At 65.5% G+C, this 19,136-nt stretch carries 21 protein-coding genes and 1 pseudogene; 11 read left to right on the top strand and 11 right to left on the bottom strand.

What is annotated here, in order from left to right:
• Positions 1-87 precede the first annotated feature (87 nt).
• From LXE91_RS14190 to LXE91_RS14175, 4 genes are all read left to right on the top strand, one after another.
• Positions 88-507, top strand: coding sequence for an organic hydroperoxide resistance protein (locus LXE91_RS14190; RefSeq protein WP_039355040.1), 420 nt, complete (start codon positions 88-90; stop codon positions 505-507).
• A 71-nt stretch (positions 508-578) separates the two neighbouring features.
• Entirely contained in the window at positions 579-905 is a 327-nt protein-coding gene (locus tag LXE91_RS14185) for a DUF4148 domain-containing protein (protein WP_082139441.1), read from the top strand.
• A 61-nt stretch (positions 906-966) separates the two neighbouring features.
• Entirely contained in the window at positions 967-1,296 is a 330-nt protein-coding gene (locus tag LXE91_RS14180; RefSeq protein ID WP_039354905.1) for a DUF4148 domain-containing protein, read from the top strand.
• A 74-nt stretch (positions 1,297-1,370) separates the two neighbouring features.
• Positions 1,371-1,700 (top strand): DUF4148 domain-containing protein, encoded by a 330-nt coding sequence (locus LXE91_RS14175; RefSeq protein WP_039354908.1) that lies wholly within the window; start codon positions 1,371-1,373, stop codon positions 1,698-1,700.
• Positions 1,701-1,961: 261 nt separating this feature from the next.
• Here the strand turns inward: LXE91_RS14175 and LXE91_RS14170 are convergent, their stop codons facing one another.
• On the bottom strand, positions 1,962-2,678 hold the full coding sequence (locus tag LXE91_RS14170) for a class I SAM-dependent methyltransferase (protein ID WP_039354910.1): 717 nt from the start codon (positions 2,676-2,678) through the stop codon (positions 1,962-1,964).
• A gap of 43 nt (positions 2,679-2,721) precedes the next feature.
• The gene (locus tag LXE91_RS14165) at positions 2,722-3,249 is read right to left on the bottom strand and encodes a DedA family protein (RefSeq protein WP_039355043.1); all 528 of its coding nucleotides are present in this window, start codon (positions 3,247-3,249) and stop codon (positions 2,722-2,724) included.
• A 293-nt stretch (positions 3,250-3,542) separates the two neighbouring features.
• On the opposite strand from LXE91_RS14165, the gene LXE91_RS14160 reads away from it, so the two are divergent.
• The 3 genes from LXE91_RS14160 (at position 3,543) to LXE91_RS14150 (ending at position 6,381) form a co-directional block, all read left to right on the top strand.
• Positions 3,543-4,208, top strand: coding sequence for a response regulator transcription factor (locus LXE91_RS14160; RefSeq protein ID WP_039354911.1), 666 nt, complete (start codon positions 3,543-3,545; stop codon positions 4,206-4,208).
• Entirely contained in the window at positions 4,205-5,590 is a 1,386-nt protein-coding gene (locus tag LXE91_RS14155; protein WP_039354913.1) for an ATP-binding protein, read from the top strand. The genes LXE91_RS14160 and LXE91_RS14155 overlap by 4 nt, the downstream gene beginning before the upstream one ends.
• A 74-nt stretch (positions 5,591-5,664) precedes the next feature.
• Positions 5,665-6,381, top strand: a complete 717-nt coding sequence (locus tag LXE91_RS14150) for a GNAT family N-acetyltransferase (RefSeq protein WP_039354916.1) — start codon at positions 5,665-5,667, stop codon at positions 6,379-6,381.
• Positions 6,382-6,429: 48 nt separating this feature from the next.
• Here the strand turns inward: LXE91_RS14150 and LXE91_RS14145 are convergent, their stop codons facing one another.
• From LXE91_RS14145 to LXE91_RS14115, 7 genes are all read right to left on the bottom strand, one after another.
• Positions 6,430-6,885: a MarR family winged helix-turn-helix transcriptional regulator gene (locus tag LXE91_RS14145; RefSeq protein ID WP_039354918.1), complete on the bottom strand. Its 456-nt coding sequence runs from the start codon at positions 6,883-6,885 to the stop codon at positions 6,430-6,432.
• A gap of 102 nt (positions 6,886-6,987) precedes the next feature.
• Positions 6,988-7,116, bottom strand: a complete 129-nt coding sequence (locus LXE91_RS14140; protein ID WP_256093584.1) for a hypothetical protein — start codon at positions 7,114-7,116, stop codon at positions 6,988-6,990.
• Positions 7,113-7,484, bottom strand: coding sequence for a GFA family protein (locus LXE91_RS14135; RefSeq protein WP_039354922.1), 372 nt, complete (start codon positions 7,482-7,484; stop codon positions 7,113-7,115). The genes LXE91_RS14140 and LXE91_RS14135 overlap by 4 nt, the downstream gene beginning before the upstream one ends.
• Before the next feature lie 195 nt (positions 7,485-7,679).
• Complete coding sequence (locus LXE91_RS14130) at positions 7,680-8,780, bottom strand: NAD(P)H-dependent flavin oxidoreductase (protein ID WP_039354925.1); 1,101 nt, start codon at positions 8,778-8,780, stop codon at positions 7,680-7,682.
• 270 nt (positions 8,781-9,050) lie between these two features.
• Positions 9,051-10,307: an MFS transporter gene (locus LXE91_RS14125; RefSeq protein WP_039354928.1), complete on the bottom strand. Its 1,257-nt coding sequence runs from the start codon at positions 10,305-10,307 to the stop codon at positions 9,051-9,053.
• Positions 10,304-10,441: a hypothetical protein gene (locus tag LXE91_RS14120; protein WP_157644962.1), complete on the bottom strand. Its 138-nt coding sequence runs from the start codon at positions 10,439-10,441 to the stop codon at positions 10,304-10,306. Before LXE91_RS14120 ends, LXE91_RS14125 begins: the two co-directional genes overlap by 4 nt.
• 117 nt (positions 10,442-10,558) lie before the next feature.
• The gene (locus LXE91_RS14115) at positions 10,559-11,485 is read right to left on the bottom strand and encodes a LysR family transcriptional regulator (protein WP_039354931.1); all 927 of its coding nucleotides are present in this window, start codon (positions 11,483-11,485) and stop codon (positions 10,559-10,561) included.
• 202 nt (positions 11,486-11,687) lie between these two features.
• Here LXE91_RS14115 and LXE91_RS14110 point away from each other — a divergent pair, with 202 nt between their 5' ends.
• Positions 11,688-12,356 (top strand): 5-formyltetrahydrofolate cyclo-ligase, encoded by a 669-nt coding sequence (locus LXE91_RS14110; protein WP_223274358.1) that lies wholly within the window; start codon positions 11,688-11,690, stop codon positions 12,354-12,356.
• A 129-nt stretch (positions 12,357-12,485) separates the two neighbouring features.
• Here the strand turns inward: LXE91_RS14110 and LXE91_RS14105 are convergent.
• Together LXE91_RS14105 and LXE91_RS14100 are read right to left on the bottom strand one after the other, a co-directional pair.
• Positions 12,486-13,544: pseudogene (locus LXE91_RS14105) on the bottom strand (AAA family ATPase); the annotation flags it as partial.
• Positions 13,545-13,633: 89 nt separating this feature from the next.
• Complete coding sequence (locus LXE91_RS14100) at positions 13,634-15,325, bottom strand: site-specific integrase (RefSeq protein ID WP_007180429.1); 1,692 nt, start codon at positions 15,323-15,325, stop codon at positions 13,634-13,636.
• A gap of 143 nt (positions 15,326-15,468) precedes the next feature.
• On the opposite strand from LXE91_RS14100, the gene LXE91_RS14095 reads away from it, so the two are divergent.
• From LXE91_RS14095 to LXE91_RS14085, 3 genes are read left to right on the top strand one after another with little or no spacing between them, the layout of a single operon-like run.
• Positions 15,469-18,495, top strand: a complete 3,027-nt coding sequence (locus LXE91_RS14095) for a Tn3 family transposase (protein WP_278068094.1) — start codon at positions 15,469-15,471, stop codon at positions 18,493-18,495.
• Entirely contained in the window at positions 18,492-18,854 is a 363-nt protein-coding gene (locus LXE91_RS14090; RefSeq protein ID WP_156903410.1) for a hypothetical protein, read from the top strand. The genes LXE91_RS14095 and LXE91_RS14090 overlap by 4 nt, the downstream gene beginning before the upstream one ends.
• Complete coding sequence (locus LXE91_RS14085) at positions 18,851-19,114, top strand: hypothetical protein (RefSeq protein ID WP_007180432.1); 264 nt, start codon at positions 18,851-18,853, stop codon at positions 19,112-19,114. The genes LXE91_RS14090 and LXE91_RS14085 overlap by 4 nt, the downstream gene beginning before the upstream one ends.
• The last annotated feature ends 22 nt before the right edge of the window (positions 19,115-19,136 follow it).

Below are 19,136 nucleotides of genomic sequence, written 5' to 3'. Positions count from 1 at the left end.
CTTGACGGAGAAGATCGTCTCGACGAAACTCCATCGCATGCGATCGAATCGCATCTGAAACAAACCACCCAACCGACGGAGCAAATGATGAGCAAGATCGACAAAGTGCTGTACACGGGCAAGACGCATACGACTTCGGGCGGCCGCGACGGCGCGGCACGCAGTTCCGACGGCCGCCTCGACATCCAGTTGTCGTCGCCGGGCAGCGCCGGTACCGGCACCAACCCGGAACAACTGTTCGCGGCCGGCTGGTCGGCCTGCTTCATCGGTGCGATGCAGCTTGCGGCGCGTGCCGCGAAGGTAACGCTGCCGGCCGATCTCGCGGTCGACGCCGAAGTGGATCTCGGCACCGCCGGCAACGCGTACTTCCTGCAGGCCCGGCTGAACGTGAGCGTGCCGGGGCTCGACCGCGACGTCGCGCAGCGCATCGTCGATGCGGCACACCAGACCTGCCCGTATTCGAAGGCGACGCGCGGCAACATCGACGTCGACATCCGTATCGCTTGAACGATGCATCAGGCGGCCTGGCGCCGCCTTGCCGAATGCCCGCTTTCCTTTCTTTCTTTTCGAGGTGAATGATGAAAACCCGATTGATCGCCGCCCTTCTCGTCGCTGTTTCGGCCACGGTTGCCGCACCGGCGTTCTCCAGCGAATCCACCGTGACGCGTGCGCAGGTGCGTGCCGAGCTCGCGCAGTTGCAACAGGCCGGCTACCCGCTGAATCGCGCGACCGACGCCACCTATCCGAATGATCTCCAGGCTGCGCTCACGCAGATCCATGCAACCGATGCGGTCGCCGGCAACGAGCAGGCGTCCGGCTACGGCAGCGACGGTGAGACGGCAACGCAATCGGGCCGCCGGCACGCGGTCAGCGTGGCCGACCGCTCGGTGTATTTCGGTCATTGAGCGCAGCGCATCGTCGATACGCGAACGCTGAATGCCTTCTCTTTCTCTTCTGTCGAGGTAAATGATGAAAACCCGATTGATTGCCGCCCTTCTCGTGGCCGTTTCCGCATCCGCTGCCGCCCCGGCGTTCGCCGACGCAGCCGCCGTATCCCGCGCGCAGGTGCGTGCCGAACTCGTGCAGCTCGAACAGGCCGGCTATCGGCCGGGCCGCGCAAACGATCCGCACTATCCGGACGATCTGCAGGCCGCACTGACGCGCATTCACGCGAACGACACCGCAGTAGCCGAGGCCGCGACGTCCGGTTACGGCAGCGACGCCGCCGCCGCGACGCAGTCGGGCAGCCGGCCTGCGACGCGAATCGCCGAGCACTCGATCTACTTCGGTCATTGAACGAAACCGCGAACGGCGCCGGTGGCCGGCGCATGGTGCGCAACTGCTGAATCCCCCTTTTCTTGTCGAGGTGAATGATGAAGACCCAACTGATCGCTGCCGTTCTCGTTGCCGTGTCGGCTGCCGTTGCCGCGCCGGCGTTTGCCGGTGACAGCACCGTGACGCGCTCGCAGGTGCGTGCGGAACTGGCCGCGCTGCAGAAGGCCGGCTACCTGCCGAACCGGCCCAACGACCCGAACTATCCGGACAACCTCCAGGCTGCGCTGCGCCGGGCCCACGACACCGATGCAATTGCGGCCGAGTCGCAGGCATCCGGTTACGGCAGCGACGCCGGCGGTGCAACGCAGTCGGGCAGCCGCAGCGTGGTTCGCATGGCCGAGCGCTCGATCTACTTCGGCCATTGAGCATCGCGCGTCGGAATCGTCGCGCCGATCCGGGCAGTTCGGTACGGGGTGTGAGAAAACGGGAGCGCGCGAGCACGGCGCGCGCCTCGCCGGTCGTCGGCGAAAAACTGCGTTGCAGGTCGGCGCGCACTACGTGCTCGTGTCGGCCCGGGATGCGACGGTGCGTCGTACCGATGCGGCTGTCGACGCTCGCGGCTCGTGATCGTCGAAGCAGAAACGTCAGCCGAGGCAGGCCGGACAGCAACCCGTACCCGAGCGCGTTCACGACGACGCACCTCCATCCGTCGATGGCCGCATGCCGCTCGAATCGAACGATGGCATGGCATCGAAGCCCCGCAAAATAGTGGCTTCCACAACTGCATCGCGCAACGGCCGCGCAACGGGCCGCTGATGGCCGGCCGCATCGATCCGGCGGTCGAAGCGATACACGATGGCGGGCGGGAAGTTCATCCACGCGACACCCACCCGGACGGCGCGAATGCGCATGGCCTCCAGGTCGCGCGCCGGGATCGGGCAGCGGGGCACATACGTGAACTGGTAGAACGCACCATCGGCAGCAAGGTGGCGCGCAAACGCGCAGCGAACGATCGCGACGGCCCGTTCGACCGGCATCGCGACGAGCGGCAACCCGCTCACGATCGCATCCGCGCGCGCCCCGCCGAAGAAGTCGCCCGTCATGCCGAGTTGCGCCGCATCCATCTGCATGACCCGCAGCGCGGGAAACTGATGCCGCAGCGTGTTCGCGAAAGCGGGATCGGCTTCCACCAGCACCAGCCGGTCGCTCGTGACGCCGCGTGCGAGCAGTGCCCGCGTGAACACGCCGGTGCCCGCACCGAGCTCGATCACGGTGGCGCCGTCGCGCGGGATATCGGCGGTGATCAGCGCGGCGAGCGCCGGGCCGGACGGCGCGAGCGCGCCGACGCGGCGCGGATGGCGCAACCAGGTACGCAGGAACAGCATCCAGTCGGGGATTCGCATCGACGGGCTCCAGTCGGGATCGATCGGTCAACGGCATGTCGGGCTAGGCGGCCGCGCGTGCGGCCAGGTAGCCCGCCGTGATGAACAGCGTGTTCCAGAGCGCGATGCCGGCCGCGGCACCCGACGCGAATCGCGCGAAACTCGTTTCCAGCAAGCCGGCGAGCGCCGGTGCGACGAGCCGGACGAACGGCACCAGTTGCGACCAGAGTGCGAGCCGCGTGGGCCGCGCGCGGATGCCGTCGATCAGCGCGTCGATTCTTGCGGGCTGCAGCCGGCCCAGCGGCGCGATGCGGTGCAGCAGGGTCAGCACGCTGTCTTCCGGCCACAGGTTGCCGAGCGCGTAATGCAGCAGGCAGCCGGCGAAACTTCCGAGCGCCGTGACGACGATCGCTTCCGGCAATGTCCAAGCGCCTTGCGCGCTGGCGACGCCGATCATCGTGAGCAGCGCGTGGGACGGCAGCACGGGGATCAGCCGCTCGATCAGCGACAGGCCGACGAGGCAGGCAGTGCTGTTGGCGCCGGCCACGCTGAGCGCGAGGCCGAACGGGACGAGCGTGGCGAGCTGGTTCATCGCACCGCTCCCGCGCGGCCGGCGCACGACGCGGCCGACGCGCACAACGCACGTGGCCTTCCGTGCCAGAATGGCCCGCACCGGCGCGGCGCGAAGGTGGGGCGTCGTGCCGCATTGCATTGCAGCAACGGAATTGAAGGACGTGACACGGTCATCGCGAGCCTCTCGAGGAAACGCCAGATGCATTGCACCGGCAATGCGGCGAATGGCACGCATCGTGGCCCCCGGGCTTTAAGAAGTTTTTAATCGCGGTCGGTCAGGCTGGCGACCTCGACAATCGAGGAGCGAAACCGATGCATATCCTGCTGGTAGAAGACGATGTCATGCTGGCCGACGCCGTGTGCGCGGGCCTCAGGCAGAACGGCTGGCGCGCGGACTGGTCGGCGGACGTTCCCGCCGCGCGGCTCGCGCTCGTCGGCCACGACTACGACGCGGTGCTGCTCGACCTGCAACTGCCGGGTGCGTCCGGCTTCACGCTACTCGCTGCGATGCGCGCGAACTACGACCCGACGCCGGTATTGATCGTGACCGCGCGCGATCAGTTGAGCGACCGGATCCGCGGCCTCGACGCAGGCGCCGACGACTATCTCGTGAAGCCGTTCCAGCTCGACGAACTCTACGCGCGGCTGCGCGCGCTGACGCGTCGCAGCCAGGGCCGCGTGTCGGAACGCCTGGTCTACCGCGACGTGCACGTCGATCCGGCGCGCAAGGAAGTCACGCGCGCCGGCGAACCCGTTGTGCTCAGCATCCACGAGTACCGCACGCTGCTGGCGCTGATGGAGCGGCAAGGCCGCGTCGTCACGCGCACGCAGCTCGAAGCGCGCGTGTACGGCAACGACAGCGAAATCGAAAGCAACACGATCGCGGTGTACATCCATCAACTGCGGCGCAAGCTCGGCGACGAGCTGATCGTGACGGTGCACGGCTTCGGTTATCGCGTCGGGGAGAGCCCGGCATGAAGTCGCTACGCGTGCGCCTGCTCGCGACCGTGATGGCGGCGGTCGTCGTGTTCTGGGCGAGCTGGGGGGCGTTTCTCGGCATCGGCCTGTGGCGTGAGCAGCGCGGCTGGCGCGACGGCATGCTCGAGAGCGCCGCGCAACTGCTGCTCCTCGCATTGCCGGATACGATCGATCGCCTGCCCGCGGCGAACGCCCAGGCGGTCGTACCGAAAACGGCGTATGGCAAATACGACGTCGCGTTCCAGATCTGGGTCGATGGCCGGAACGTGATGCACAGCGTGGACGCACCGGGGCCGGCCCTCAAGGCCGACCTGCGGGACGGATACGGGGTGAGCACCGGGCGCGGCGTCGCGCACGACGAGACCTGGCGCGTGTACTCGCTGTCGGATCCGGCAGGCCGGATTCACGTTCAGACGGGCGGCCCGGCCACGACCTGGCAGGAGAAGGCGAACAATGCGCTGCAACTCGGCCTGTTCAACACGGCGGTGATGCTCGGGATGCTGGGCGTCGTGATCTGGTGGGTGATCCGCTGGTCGTTCGGGCCGGTGCGCGACGTCCAGCAGGCGATCCAGCGCAAGGCGGCCTTCGATTTCTCGCCGTTGCCGCTGGTGACGCTGCCGCGTGAGCTGCGGCCGCTCGTCGAATCGTTCAATCGCCTGCTCGCGCGGCTGAGTCAGGCTGTCGACACCGAGCGCCGCTTCATCGGCGATGCGGCGCACGAGTTGCGCACGCCGCTCGCTGCGTTGTCGGCCCAGGCGGAAGTGGCGTTGCAGGCGGACAGCCTGGCGGACAAGAACGAAGCACTGCGCCGGCTGGCAACGGGCGTCGAGCGCAGCGCGCGGCTATCCGGGCAATTGCTCGAACTGGCGCGGCTGGATGCAGGGTCACGGGCCGACCAGCACGGGCCGGTCGACCTGTCGCGGCTCGTTGCACTGATCGCGAGCGACTTCGACGCGGCCGCGCATGCGCGCCGACAGACGATGCGGATCGCAGTCGAACCGGTGCGCGTCTGGGGCGACCTGGACGAGATCGCCATAGCGGTGCGCAACCTGATCGACAACGCGCTGCGATACGGCCGTGACGGCGGCCGGGTCGAGATCACGTGCGACGTCCCTGCCGATGCAGACGGTGCACGGGTCCGGCTGCGGATCGCGGACGACGGGCCCGGTGTGCCGGCCGACGAGCGCGAGCGGATCTTCGAACGCTTCTACCGGGTACCGGGGACGGTGCAGCCGGGCAGCGGCATTGGCCTGTCGCTCGTCGCCCGGATCGCCGAGTCGCACGGCGGGTCGGTCGAGGTGACGGCCGGGATCGGGGGGAACGGGCTGACGGTGATCCTGTCGTTCCCGATATGGGTGGATCCGCAGCGCTGGCAGCGTTAGTTGGCGCGCCGCGCCCTGCCCGTCCGATCCCGGTCTATGCTGTGCGACCGACACCTTCAATCGAGGAGCAGCTCATGTCCGATGCAACGACCGGAAACGCGCCAGGCAGTGCGCACCCGCTCGACCGTGTGGTGTGGAACGCGCTGACGGGCAGGCAGCGCCGCTTGGCGCTCGGTCATGACCGTGCATGGCGGTTTCCGGTAGCCATCGCACCGTTTGCCGCGATGGAGGATACGAGCGCGGCGTCGTTCGACGCATTGCGTCCATTGATCGCGGCTCACGGGCCGGCGGCGCTGGTCACGCCGGACGAAATCGAGCTGCCGGCGGGATTGTCGGCGATCCGGCGCGCGAGCCTGTTGCAGATGGTCTGGCAAGGGACGCTCGGTCCGGCACCCGAATCCGGCCATGTCACGCTCGCGGAAGCCGACGTGCCCGAGATGCTCGCGCTGACCACGGCCGCGCAGCCCGGCCCGTTCGGGCCGCGCACGTTCGAGCTCGGCCATTACATCGGCATCCGCAGCGAAGGCAGGCTGGCCGCGATGGCCGGCGAGCGGATGCAGGTCGACGGGTATACGGAGATCAGCGCGGTGTGCGTCGATGCCGCGTTCCGGCGGCAGGGGCTGGCGGCGCGCCTGATGCGGTCGCTGATTGCGGAGATCGGTGCGCGCTCGGATACGCCTTTCCTGCACGTCCTCGCGTCGAATCAGGTGGCGATCGAGCGCTATCTCGCACTCGGTTTTGTCGTCCGTCGCGAGATGCACCTGCTGGTGCTCGGCGACGGAAACGCATGACGACGCGGCCGGCACGATGGACGTGCCGGCCGCGGCGGGTACGCGTGTTTATTCGTCGGTCGACCGGATCAGGTTGCCGCGCAGCGTGACGATCGCCTTCTGCATCTTCGCGAATTCGTCCGGCTTCAACCCGGTGGCTTCGACCAGATTCATGTCGAGCCCCTTCTCCCTCACGCGGCGGCCGGTCTTCGTCAGGCTGACCAGCACCTGGCGCTCGTCCGACGGATCGCGGTGCCGTTCCAGGTAGCCCATCGCCTCGAGCTTCTTCAGGATCGGCGTCAGCGTATTGGATTCGAGGAACAGCTTCTCGCCGAGCTGGCCGACCGTCTGGTTGTCCTGCTCCCACAGCGCAATGATCGTGATGTATTGCGTATACGTGAGGCCGAGCTCCTCGAGAATCGGCTTGTAGGCCTTGCCGAACGCGAGGTTCGTCGAGTAGATCGCAAAGCACAGGAACTCGGACAGCTTCGGCGCGGCGGCGGATGGGGCTTCGGTCGGTTTCATGAACGTCCTCCAGCGGCGCGAACGGCCGCAGATGGACGCATTATATATCGCATGCGATCTTATCGGAAGCTCGATAATCGCTCCCGATGAACCGGCGCGCCGTCAGCCCGACCTGTGGCGCTTGCCGGTCTGTGTACGGCTGACCGACAGCAGCGTGCATTGCACCGGATGTGCGATTTCGGTTGCGAGCCCGCCTGCGGCAAACAGCAGGATCATCAGCCAGCGTTTCATGTGTCCTCCACGACCGAGAGGCTCGCGCCGTCCGCTACCGTTGCATCGAGCGCATACGGGTCGACGCCGTCGAGGCAGCCGAGATTGACGCGCCAGCGGGCGGGGTCCTTGCGCGTCTGATGGAACGGATAGATGCCGCAATGGCTGCAGAAATAGTGACGGGCCGTGCGCGTGTTGAACTGGTAGCACGTCAGCGCGCCCTCGCCCTCGACGATCTTCAGTTCGCCGGCGGCGAACATCGGGCTCATCAGTGCGCCGCGCCGGCGGCACATGCTGCAGTTGCAGCGAGTCGCCGGCGTCACGGCCGTTCTGACTTCGAATTTGACGGCCCCGCAATGGCAGGACCCGTTGAACCAGGTTGCAGACATGATGGACTCCCGAATAGGTCACGCCTGCTTTATAACGGACGCTCGAACGTGCCTTGTATCGCGATGTATCCGGGGTTCATGCAGATACAGAACATTGCAAATTGGCCGCGGGCCGCGACGTATCGATTCGGCGATCGGGGTGCGTTCACCGATCGCCGCGATATGCGTGCGGTTCGCCGCCCGCGAATCGTGCGATCAATCCAGCACGTGCTGCAGCCGCTCGATCGCCGCCCGCGTTTCGCGTTCGAGCGCGGCGAACAGTTCGGCCGCCGGCAGCGACCGCGCGAGCGGCGCCGCCTGCCCGGCCCACTGCGCGCCGTAGCCGAATTCACCCTTCGCCTTCGCGGCCGCGTGCAGCGCCTTGCCGGCGTCGTACGCGATCGGGTACGCGGGCGTGGCCGGCGCGTGCGGGTCGTCGCCGAGCGCGGTCAGCCGGTTCGCGAGGCCGCGTGCGATCCGGCCCGAGATCGCGGCCGTAAACGTCGTGCGGCGCGCCGCATCGCCCAGCAGCGCGCGGCGATAGCCGTCGTCGATCGACGTTTCCGGGCACGCGACGAACGCGGTGCCGAGCTGGGCGGCCTGCGCGCCGAGCGCGAGTGCGGCCGCGATGCCCTCGCCGTCCATGATGCCGCCGGCGGCGATCACCGGCAGCGCGCATTCGCGCACGATCAGGCGCGTGAGCGCGAACGTGCCGAGGCGGTCGTCATGCGCGGTCGAATCGAACACGCCGCGATGGCCGCCCGCTTCGATCCCCTGCGCGACGATCGCGTCGATGCCGGCGGCGGCGATCTGGCGTGCTTCGTCGAGGTTCGTCGCGGACGCGAACAGCGTGACGCCCGCGCGCTTCAGCGCGGCGATCACGTCCGCGGACGGCAGCCCGAAATGGAAGCTGACGACGGCCGGCTTCTCTTCGACGAGCATCGCCTGCATCGCATCGTCGGCGACGAAGCTCGTATAGATCTCCGACAGCGATGCGGGCGGCGTCGCGCCGTATTCGCGGAACGCCGGCGCGAGCCATTCGAGCCACGCGCGTTCGACGGCCGCGTCGGCGTGCGCCGGCTGGTGGCAGAACACGTTGATGTTGAACGGCCGGTCGGTGAGCGCGCGCGTGTCGCGGATCATCTTGCGGGCGCCGTCGGCGTTCGTCGCGCCCACGCCGAGCGAGCCGAGCCCGCCCGCATTCGACACGGCGGCCGCCAGCGCCGGCGTGCTGACGCCGGCCATCGGCGCCTGGACGATCGGGGCGCGCATGCCGAGCGTGCGCAGCAGCGTCCGGTTGTCGGTCGATTGATTCATGTCGCTTGCCTCCTGCAAGATTCGTCATCGAAATGCGTCGGCCGGATGCGGGCCGATGCGCGTGGGTCGGGTTCGGATCGGTGCGCGTTCGTCGTGCCTTGTGCGCGACCGGTCATGTGAAAGTCATGTCGAATGCGATGGGTAGCCGCCGTGCGGTATGGTGTCTGCCGTGACGGAAAACGCATCGCGCGACGAAGGGGGCGTCGTTTTCCTGCGCGCCACCCGTAACTGCACCCATCCTACGCCAGCCCGCGATCCGCCGGCCAGCCGCTATCGGCCGCGCGCCCAATGCGCGAGCCCCGCACAGGCCGCCAGCAGCGCGCCCGTCACGAAGAAAACCGAATGCAGCCCCAGCGCGACGCCGATCTGCCCGCCGATCACCGGGCCGACCACCTGCCCGCTGAACTGCGCGGACTGCAGATAGCCGAGCATCTGCCCGGTCGCGCGCTCGTCGACCGATTGCCGCACGAGCTTGCCGATCGACGGCAGCAACCCCGCGAGCGACATGCCCATCAGCCCGCGCAGCGCGGCAAGCTGCCACCAGTGCGTGACGAACGCCTGCGGCACCATCGCGAGCGCGGTCAGCAGCAGGCAGCCGATGATCACGTTCCAGCTGCCGACACGATCGGCCAGCGCGCCGAGCCGTGCGGCGGTCAGCATGCTGCCGAGTGCCGAACACGCCATCACGACGCCGGCGACACGCGCAAGATGGTCGCCGCCCACGCCGAGGCCGCCGATATAGACGGTGATGATCGGCTCGATCGACATGTTCGCGAGCAGCACCATCATCGCCGTCACCAGCAGCGCGGCGACTGCCGCGCGATTCGTGCGGTGCGGCGTGCCGGCTGCGGCGCTCGAGGTGCGTGTGCGGGCATCGGTGGCCGCATGGAAGTCTTCCTTCACGACGAAGATCGTCAGCAGCGCGGCGACGGCGATCATCGCGCCACCGGCGAAGAACGTGCCGCGAATGCCGAGCCATCCCGGCAGCAACCCGCCGACGAGCGGCCCGACCAGGTTGCCCGCGAGCGCACCGGTTGACAGGATCCCGAGCGCCCAGCCCGCGCGCTCGCGCGGCGCCTGCGTGCCGACCATCACGGTCGACGCCGACGCGTAGCCGCCGACCAGCCCCGCAAGCAGCCGCAGCGCGACGAGTTCGACCACGTTGTGCGCGACGCCGATCAGCGACATCACGATCGCCATCCCGATCGCGGCACGCACGAGCATCGGCTTGCGACCGAAGCGGTCTGCAAGGCGGCCCCACAGCGGCGCGGTGACGGCCGTGCCGAGGAACGTCGCGCCGAACGCGATGCCCGACCACTGGATCACGGCCGACTGCGCGTCGACGCCGAGTTGCCGCACGTACAGCGGCAGAAACGGCAGCAGCATGCTCAGGCTGACGAGCGTCGTGAACGACCCGAACACGCAGACGGCGAGATTGCGTCGCCAGTAGCGCGCGTTGCGTTCGGCGTAGCTGGCGGTGGGACGTTCGGCCCGTGTCGTGACGGGCGCATGCGAGATCGTGCTCATTGCGTGCTCACCGGCGTGACGAAGCTTGCCGATGACGGCACGCATGCGAAACGGGCGATGCAGATGCCGGACACCACGCGGTGCGTCAGTCCGAACGCACCGGCACGAAGCTGGACGGGAAGCGCTTGATGCATGTTGACCTCCATTCGCTGAACGGGCGCCATTCGCGTCCGTCGGTTGAAGGAAGTCTAGATTGAGCCGATTACCGAGTGAATCCCTGCCGTGCGAAAGCCATTCTTCCGCGTTTCGGTTCAATCGTCGTCAGTAATGGCTGCCAGCCGCGCAAAGTGCTCGCGCAGGCGCGGCGCCGCGAAATCGACGAATGCGCGTACCTTCGGCACAGAAAGGCGTCCGTAAGGCGTGACGAGATGGATGGGCAGCGGCGCGTGTTCGCTGTCGCGCAGCACGATCCGCAGCGTGCCGTCCCGCACCGGTTCGGCCACGTGATACGAGAAGAGCCGCGTGACGCCGTGCCCGGCGACGGCCGACGCCACCGCGCCGCGAATCGTGTTGATGATGAAGCGCGGCGTGAACTGGACGACCTGCGGCAGCGCCGACGGTGCGGGCGGCGGGAAGCTCCACGAGTCGAGGCCGAAGTGCGTCATCGAGATGATCCGGTGCTGTGCGAGATCGGCCGGCGTCTCGATCGCCGGATGCTTCGCCAGGTAATCGGGCGAAGCCACGACGACCCGCCGCACCGCGCCGACCGGGATTGCGACCAGCGTCGAATCGGTCAGGTGTGCGATCCGCAGCGCGACGTCCATTCCTTCGTCGATCAGGCTGACGGGACGGTCGAGCAACTGCAGCCGGATCGACACGGCCGGATGGCGTTCGATGAATTCGTCGAGCAGCGCGCGCAACACGTCCTCGCCCGCAGCGACGGGCGCAGTGACCGTCAACAGGCCGCGCGGCGCCGAACGTTCGTCGGCGACCAGCATGTCGGCTTCCTCGAGATCGGACAGGATGCGGCGGCACGCGGCCGCGTAGCGTTCGCCGGCCTCGCTGAGCCGGATCGTCCGCGTCGTGCGGTACAGCAGCGCAGTGCCCGTGTGCGCTTCAAGGAACGCGATCGCGCGGCTGACCGCCGCCGGCGAGCGGCCGAGCTTGCGGCCCGCGCCCGCGAGGCTGCCCTCGTCCAGCGTGGCGACGAACACCTTCATCGCATCGATTCGATCCATGGCGTATCAGCGGGGGCGAGCGGTCGTGTAGTGGGTGGTGGGCAAGCGAGCGTGCAGTCTACCGCACGCGAGTGAGGCGCTTTGCCCGGGGGATACTGCGCCTGCCGTTTTGGCCCTACAATGCGCAGGCGAAGAAACCGCATGATCGGCCGTCAGGGTGCCGCGTTCATCGAACGCAGCGCCCGACATTCAAGCGGTTCCGTTGAATAACCAACAACATCCAACAGCACACATGAAAAGAAGAACATTTCTCGCGCTGCCCGCCGTGGCGGCGTCCGGCATGCTTGCCGGCTGCTCCGACGCCAACATCGGCCCCATCACCAATCGCATGCTGAAGGATCCGGAATACCGTGAAACGCTCTCGGCATTTCTGATCAGCGCGGACGGAAAGAGTCTCGTGGTCATCGGCAAGCAGTATCACTACATTTTCGATGTGCCTCCGGCCCTCGCCGTCAATCTCACGGCACCCTATCGCGCCAAGCTGTATACCGATTTCGATGATTTCGAGACGCACGGCGACAAGATCTCGGGGCGTTACGTGTTGCGGCTCGCGCGCGAGGACGCACCGGCCGGCTCCGAGCTTCGCGAGCGCGCGCTTGCCGACGGTTTCAAGGACGGGCGGTTTGAACTGACGGAGAGCGGCACGATCACCGGAAAGCGTTACCAGCCGAACGATGTCACGCCTTCGTCGATACCCCAGGCATTCAATCACCCGTACAACGTCAAGGTGATCGAGCGACCGTCGGTGCTCGGTAAGGGGGCGAAGATCGCGCTGTCGCCGATCACGATTGCAGCCGATGGTGCGCTCGGCCTGCTGGGTGTCGCACTGGCGCCGATCGCACTTACCACGATCCTCGTGCTGGCCCACTAGGGTCACGGCATCGCGACGTCACCGAGCTGCGTGCTCGCGCGACGCAGCAGAATCCGGCGCTGAAAATGAAACGAGCCGGTACGTCGCGGTGAATTGCGGCGTACCGGCTCGTGTCGCGATGTCGCCGCATCACACTTCATACCGCACCGCATGCGCTTCGGTCGGCTGCGGCAAATCCCAGCGCAGCAGCATCGACTCGAGCACGCGGTTCGTCAGCGACGTGTCGCGCCGCGCGTTGCGGCGCAACAGTTCCGCGCGCGGCTGTTCGAGATAGACGAGCGTCACGTCGGCGTTGTACGCAAACAGCAGGTCGAGCGTCTTCTTGCGCATCAGCGGCGACAGGTTCGTCGCATTCCACACGAACGGTTGTTGCGCGCGCAACAGTGCCTTCGCGGCGTCGACCGCGTGGTGCGCGACGGCGCCCTCGTTCTGCCCATGACGCAGCCCCAATGCATCGCGTGCATCGTCGAACGACACGACCGGCAGATCCGGATGATGCCGCGCCACCCACGTGTTCTTGCCCGACGCTGGCAGGCCCGACATCACGACGACCCGCGAGCCCGGCGTACGGAACAGCGGATAGTCGGGATGCACGTCCGCGCCACGGAAGTAGCTGAGTGCGGTGTGCGCGTCGGCGAACGCACGCGGCTGGCCATAGCAGCGCTCTTCCCGCGCCAGTTCGCGCAACAGTTCGATGTTGTCGAGCACGCGCTGTGTGTCGTCGCAGATGCGCCCGCGGATATCGGCTTCGGCGAGCAGGCACAGCAGCGGCAGGCTGACCTGCCACGACAGCTCGCGTGCGATGAACTCGGGCGTGCCGCGGCGCGACCCGCTCATCGCGAAGAACGGCACCTGGTGTACCGCGATCATCCGGCAGATCGCCTCGCGCACCGCGAACGGCACGCCGGCATCCCACAGTGCGATCCGCGCGTCGATCGCGCCCTTGCGCGAATGGCCGGGATGGCCGATCGCACCGGTAACGGGATCGACGACCGTCGTGCCGTGCTTCGCGATGTCGTGCAGCAGCGCGGCCAGGAACACGATCTCCTGGTCGGCGCGCGACGCGGCCTGGTACTCGGGCAGCGCGAGCAGCGCATCGATCACCATCATCGTATGCGTCCACACGTCGCCTTCGCCGTGGTGCGCGGGCTCTTGGGGTGTTGCCTTTGCGTGTTCGAGGGCGGGAAATGGGGTTCTACGCCGGAACCCCAGAAAATTCCGTCATTCCACATTGTGAACGTCAATCGGTTTGTTGCCTGACGTGCCGAGCGAGTAACTCAGTCGGTAAATGCCTGCCCGAACTGCCGTGCCCGCTTTACATCGTCGGTATGCAAGTAAATCGACGTGGTCGAAATCGACGCGTGACGCAGGTTATCTCGTACGGCGCTCAGCTCAACCCCTCTGGCGATCGCGTGGGTCGCATGGGTGTGCCGCATCCAGTGCGGAGAGGCCCGATGCAGCTTTTCAGCCAGCACCGGATGGTCGTTCTTGATAATCTGCGCGACGAGCCGAAAAAACCGGCGCATGACTTCCCACAGCCGCAAGGGCTTGATGCCGGCATCGGCGTCGTCAAGGCTGCCAATCAGGGACGTGGTCGGATTCCAGTGAGCACGGCTGACAGGAAGCCCCCGCTCCTGCAGATATCGGTCCAGCGCTGTGCGCGCTAGGGGTGTCAGGGTAACGCGGGCTGGCTTGCCGCCCTTGCCGACCACGTGCAGCCAGTGATCACCGGCTGCGTCGACTTCGATGCTGCGCAGTGTGGCGTCAGCCAGTTCGCTGATCCGCAGTCCCGTTGCGTAGCCGAAATCCAGCATGAACCGCAACCGTTGCGCAGCGGGCGCCTGCCAGCCGTACGACCACTCGAGCCCGTTGGCGATGGTGCGCGTCAGCATCCATTCTCCTTCGGTGAAAGCGTGCGAGGTTTCAAGAGCCATGGCGCGCTTGCTGCCGCGTACCTTGATGCCGGAGAATGGGTTGGCCACGACGTAGCGCTGCTCGACCAGCCAGCGGAACATGGCGCTGAGCACGGCAAGCGCATGCGCAATCGAACGGGCCGAGAGGTTGTCGACAAACGGGCGCCAGTCCGTTGATGTGCGCGGCCGCGGTGGCCCGACCCAGCGTTCTCGCGGTGTAGGTCTGCGCAGAAACGCCCTGTAGTCGGTGGCATCCCGGGTGGTCAGCGAAGACAGCGCCTTGCCGCGAGCAACGATGCCCCAGAGAATCAGCCGTTCGGCTTCCTTGCGGTAGGCCCGCTGCGTGGCCGGGGATTCGTGCAACGCGAGCCATGCCTGGATAGCGTCGTAATCGTTGTCGACGCCGAGGATGCAGGCCGACACCGGTGCGCGGAAGGCGCCGGCGGATCCGTCGATCTCGTGCGGTAGCCGTAGTTGCTCCCAAGGCGTCACGACTGACTGCCGATCCGCGATGATCAGTGCGCGGGCCCGCTCCGTGAGCGCCGGGTACGCGGCAAAGAAGGCCTCGATCCTTCTTGCACTGGCCGGCCCGAGACCCGGAATGACGGTCCACCACTGCCGGCGACGCGGAATCCGTACCGTGAGATCGGCCAGGGTCCGGATGCCGGCCGCGTGCAGGGTGCGGGCAGCGCGATTCGGCAGCCAGTGCGCAATGTCGTCGCCGATCTGCGGAGCTGGCGCAGGCATGATGCGCAGTAGCTCGACAGCCTGCGTGGTGGCGCGCGCATGATGCATACGCTTTTGGGCCGGGCATTCGAACAGCGTGGCCAGATCTGCCCGCTGTCGGTTACGGGCATAAAGTGCCAGTTGCCGGCGGATCTGGCCGATGACGCCGCGGGCTGACTGGCTGTGGCTGAGCCGATCTTGCATGTACCGGTGTGCCGCCTCACGCGAGGATGCGCCCTCGTACCAGGCACGCAGCGCTGCCAGTGCATCAGCATCAGGAAAGTCGGTCGGGATGTCGGCGGCGGACGGGCTCGTGGGGCGCGTTTTCATGTCATCGAGTTTAATATGGAAACAATGCCACAGAGATAATAAAGCTTATCTCTGTAGAATGCGGGAGTTCAATATTTCTGTCGTACCCCATGTCGTGATATCACAAAATTGAAGGATCTGACGTTGCGTGGAGAGGATGGTCGATGATCAACAAGAATAAGCTGCTCAGCGTCTTTTCCGACGCCGAACAGGAAGCCCTGTATGGCCTGCCTGATTTCGACGATGCGCAGCGGCTGGAATACCTGGCATTGACCGAATCCGAACTGGCGCTCGCCAGTAGCCGGCCCTCCATACCCGCGCAGGTCTATTGCATCTTGCAGATTGGCTACTTCAAGTCCAAGCACGCCTTCTTCCGCTTCGATTGGGACGAGGTTGAGGACGATTACGATTTCGTGTTGAGCCGCTATTTCCACGGCGAGCCGTTCGAACGCAAGCCGATCACCCGGCACGAGTACTACGCCCAGCGCGAACAGATCGCTGAACTGTACGGCTATCGACCGTGGGTGGCCGCCTTCCTGCCGCAACTCATGCAGCAGGCCGCGCAGATCGTACGTCGCGACGTGACACCGGGATTCGTCGCCGCCGAGCTCATCGTGTGGCTCAATGAGCACAAGATGATCCGGCCCGGCTACACGACCTTGCAAGAGCTAGTCAGCGAAGCCCTGTCCGTCGAACGTCGGCGGCTGGGCGACCTGCTCACCGGCGTATTGGACGAATTGACCCAAACCGCGCTAGACCAACTTCTGGTGCGCGATGATACTCTGTCGAAACTGGCGGCGCTGAAACAGGATGCCAAGAATTTCGGCTGGCGTCAGATGGTCCGCGAACGCGAAAAGCGCGGCACGCTGCAGCCGTTGCACGAAATCGCCAGGACGCTGCTGCCCCGGCTGGATATCTCGCAGCAGAACGTGCTGTACTACGCAAGCCTGGCGAACTTCTATACCGTCCACGACCTGCGCAACCTGAAGGCGGATCAGGCGCAGCTCTACCTGCTGTGTTACGCCCGGGTGCGCTTCCGACAGCTCACCGACAACCTGGTCGATGCGATGGCCTTCCACATGAAGCAGCTCGAGGAAGAAAGCAGCGCGGGCGCGAAACAGTCACTCATCGCCGAGCAAGTAAAACGCCATCGGGAAACGCCGCAGATCGGCCGCCTGTTGTCGCTCTATGTGGACGACAGCGTAGCCGATCCGACGCCGTTCGGCGAGGTGCGTCAGCGCGCCTATAAAATCATGGCCAAAGATGTGCTACAAAACACGGCGCAACGCATGACGGTCAAGCCGCTGAGTCAACTGGCACTACACTGGTTGGCGGTGGACGGCCTAGCCAAACGTATTCGCCGTCACCTGCGCCCCTTGTACGTCGAGCTCGACTTCGTCGGCACCTCCCCAGACAACCCGTGGCTCGCGGCGCTGGCTTGGGTCAAGGGGGCCTTCGCCAAACAGCAGCGCCTGTCACAACGACCGCTCGCCGAATGTCCCGCGGCCACGCTGCCGAAGCGCCTGCGACCGTACCTGCTGATCTTCGGCGCTGATGGTCAGCCGACCGGTTTGCACGCCGATCGCTACGAATTCTGGTTGTACCGCCAGATCCGGAAGCGCTTCCAGTCGGGAGAGATCTATCTCGACGACAGTCTGCAACATCGTCACTTCTCCGACGAGCTTGTTTCGATGAACGAGAAGGCCGACGCGCTGGCGCAGATGGAGATCCCGTTCCTGCAGCAGCCAATCGATGCCCAACTCGATGCGTTAGCGGCCGAGTTGCATGCACAATGGCTGGCCTTCAACCGAGAGCTGAAACAGGGCAAGCTTACGCACCTGGAATACGACAAGGATACGCAGAAGCTGATTTGGCGCAAACCGAAAACCGAGAACCAGAAGGTGCGTGAGCAGGCATTCTACGAGCAACTGCCATTCTGCGATGTTGCCGACGTGTTCCGCTTCGTCAACGGCCAGTGCCAGTTCCTGTCGGCGCTGACGCCATTGCAGCCGCGCTACGCGAAGAAGGTAGCGGACGCCGATAGCCTGATGGCGGTTATCATCGCTCAGGCAATGAACCATGGCAACCATGTCATGGCGCGCACCAGCGACATTCCGTACCACGTTCTGGATAGCACCTACCAGCAGTATCTGCGTCAGGCGACGCTGCATGCGGCCAACGACTGCATCAGCAACGCCATCGCCGCGCTGCCGATCTTCCCGTACTACTCGTTCGATCTCGATGCGCTGTACAGCGCCGTCGATGGGCAGAAATTCGGCGTCGAGCGACCGACCGTGAAGGCGCGTTACTCGCGCAAATACTTCGGACGAGGCAAAGGCGTCGTCGCCTACACGCTGCTGTGCAATCATGTCCCGTTGAACGGCTACCTAATCGGCGCGCACGAGTACGAGGCGCATCACGTGTTCGACATCTGGTATCGCAACACGTCGGATATAGTGCCGACTGCGATCACCGGCGACATGCACAGCATCAACAAAGCCAACTTCGCTATCCTGTATTGGTTCGGGTTGCGCTTCGAGCCTCGCTTCACAAACCTCGATGACCAGTTGCAGGAATTGTATTGTATCGACGACCCGGCGCTGTACGAGAAATGCCTGATTCAGCCGATCGGACAAATCGATCGGCAGCTCATCACCAGTGAGAAGACAAATATCGATCAGATCGTCGCCACGCTGGGCCTCAAAGAGATCACGCAGGGCTCGCTGATCCGCAAACTATGTACGTACTCGCAGGAAAACCCGACACGTCGCGCGATTTTTGAGTTCGATAAGCTCATTCGTACCATCTACACGTTGCGTTACCTGCGCGACCCGCAGCTCGAGCGAAACGTGCATCGCTCCCAAAACCGCCTCGAGTCTTACCATCAGCTTCGTTCGACCATCGCCCAGGTCGGCGGCAAGAAGGAATTGACCGGCCGCACCGACATCGAAATCGAGATCAGCAACCAGTGCGCCCGGCTGATCGCCAACGTCATCATTTTTTACAACTCGGCGATTCTGTCGCATCTACTGACGAAATGGGAGGCCAGTGGCAACGCCAAGATGCTGGCGCGGCTTACGCAGATATCACCGGCAGCCCGGCGGCATATCCTTTTGAACGGGCACTACACTTTTCAAAGCGACAACAAAATCGACCCGGACGCGCTCATTGCAGGGCTCGAATTGGAGTGATCGAATTTTCGGCGGTTCTGGCTTGGAATCCCTTATTCCTGTTACGGTGGAATACGATGCCACAACCGGGTAATCCTTTACCCCCAGCCGTGGTCAACACCTGGCGACTGAGCGTCGGCACGTCGCTGTTCGTGATCGATATCCTGGCCGACGGCAGCTGGCGACCGGCGTATATTGCGCCAAAGCGGCTGGGTGGCTGGACGATGGATGTGTTGCCGAACATGCCGCCGACGTTAGTCGATATCGCTCCCTCGGTACGCACCTGGGCGCGACAGTACGGCGCGAATGTAACGAACCGGCGCACGCCGGCGCGCCGGTTTCCCGCGCAAACCGCTTCTTCGAACAGGACGCCAGAATGAACATGCTGAAACGTCGTCTCGATGCGACAGACGAAAAGCTGCAGGAGCTGAAAACAGCCCGCAAAGCGGCAGCTAAGGCGCAGCGCCAGCAGGTCAAGCAAACGCGCGCGGATCGCGAGCGAAAGATCATGCTGGCCGGCGAGGCGTTGCTGCGGCGTGTCGATCGCGGCGAGTGGGATGAAGCCGATTTCCGCGCGATGATGGACGATTATCTGTCGCGGCCCGCCGATCGCGCGCTGTTCGAGCTCGACGATGTATAGCCTTTGATGTTCGACGTCGACG

The sequence above is a fragment of the Burkholderia contaminans genome (assembly GCF_029633825.1).
Lineage (GTDB): Bacteria > Pseudomonadota > Gammaproteobacteria > Burkholderiales > Burkholderiaceae > Burkholderia > Burkholderia contaminans.
Note: the sequence above shows the minus strand (reverse complement) of the source record. Positions and strands in the feature narration are given on the sequence as shown.

What these genes read in the sequence shown, in the direction of transcription:
- LXE91_RS14100 (WP_007180429.1), bottom strand. Translation starts at nt 15,325, where the DNA reads ATGAAAACGCGCCCCACGAGCCCGTCCGCCGCCGACATCCCGACCGAC.
- LXE91_RS14190 (WP_039355040.1), top strand. Translation starts at nt 88, where the DNA reads ATGAGCAAGATCGACAAAGTGCTGTACACGGGCAAGACGCATACGACT.
- LXE91_RS14150 (WP_039354916.1), top strand. Translation starts at nt 5,665, where the DNA reads ATGTCCGATGCAACGACCGGAAACGCGCCAGGCAGTGCGCACCCGCTC.
- LXE91_RS14130 (WP_039354925.1), bottom strand. Translation starts at nt 8,780, where the DNA reads ATGAATCAATCGACCGACAACCGGACGCTGCTGCGCACGCTCGGCATG.
- LXE91_RS14140 (WP_256093584.1), bottom strand. Translation starts at nt 7,116, where the DNA reads ATGAAACGCTGGCTGATGATCCTGCTGTTTGCCGCAGGCGGGCTCGCA.
- LXE91_RS14095 (WP_278068094.1), top strand. Translation starts at nt 15,469, where the DNA reads ATGATCAACAAGAATAAGCTGCTCAGCGTCTTTTCCGACGCCGAACAG.
- LXE91_RS14135 (WP_039354922.1), bottom strand. Translation starts at nt 7,484, where the DNA reads ATGTCTGCAACCTGGTTCAACGGGTCCTGCCATTGCGGGGCCGTCAAA.
- LXE91_RS14085 (WP_007180432.1), top strand. Translation starts at nt 18,851, where the DNA reads ATGAACATGCTGAAACGTCGTCTCGATGCGACAGACGAAAAGCTGCAG.
- LXE91_RS14145 (WP_039354918.1), bottom strand. Translation starts at nt 6,885, where the DNA reads ATGAAACCGACCGAAGCCCCATCCGCCGCCGCGCCGAAGCTGTCCGAG.
- LXE91_RS14125 (WP_039354928.1), bottom strand. Translation starts at nt 10,307, where the DNA reads ATGAGCACGATCTCGCATGCGCCCGTCACGACACGGGCCGAACGTCCC.
- LXE91_RS14175 (WP_039354908.1), top strand. Translation starts at nt 1,371, where the DNA reads ATGATGAAGACCCAACTGATCGCTGCCGTTCTCGTTGCCGTGTCGGCT.
- LXE91_RS14165 (WP_039355043.1), bottom strand. Translation starts at nt 3,249, where the DNA reads ATGAACCAGCTCGCCACGCTCGTCCCGTTCGGCCTCGCGCTCAGCGTG.
- LXE91_RS14155 (WP_039354913.1), top strand. Translation starts at nt 4,205, where the DNA reads ATGAAGTCGCTACGCGTGCGCCTGCTCGCGACCGTGATGGCGGCGGTC.
- LXE91_RS14160 (WP_039354911.1), top strand. Translation starts at nt 3,543, where the DNA reads ATGCATATCCTGCTGGTAGAAGACGATGTCATGCTGGCCGACGCCGTG.
- LXE91_RS14120 (WP_157644962.1), bottom strand. Translation starts at nt 10,441, where the DNA reads ATGCATCAAGCGCTTCCCGTCCAGCTTCGTGCCGGTGCGTTCGGACTG.
- LXE91_RS14170 (WP_039354910.1), bottom strand. Translation starts at nt 2,678, where the DNA reads ATGCGAATCCCCGACTGGATGCTGTTCCTGCGTACCTGGTTGCGCCAT.
- LXE91_RS14180 (WP_039354905.1), top strand. Translation starts at nt 967, where the DNA reads ATGATGAAAACCCGATTGATTGCCGCCCTTCTCGTGGCCGTTTCCGCA.
- LXE91_RS14185 (WP_082139441.1), top strand. Translation starts at nt 579, where the DNA reads ATGAAAACCCGATTGATCGCCGCCCTTCTCGTCGCTGTTTCGGCCACG.
- LXE91_RS14115 (WP_039354931.1), bottom strand. Translation starts at nt 11,485, where the DNA reads ATGGATCGAATCGATGCGATGAAGGTGTTCGTCGCCACGCTGGACGAG.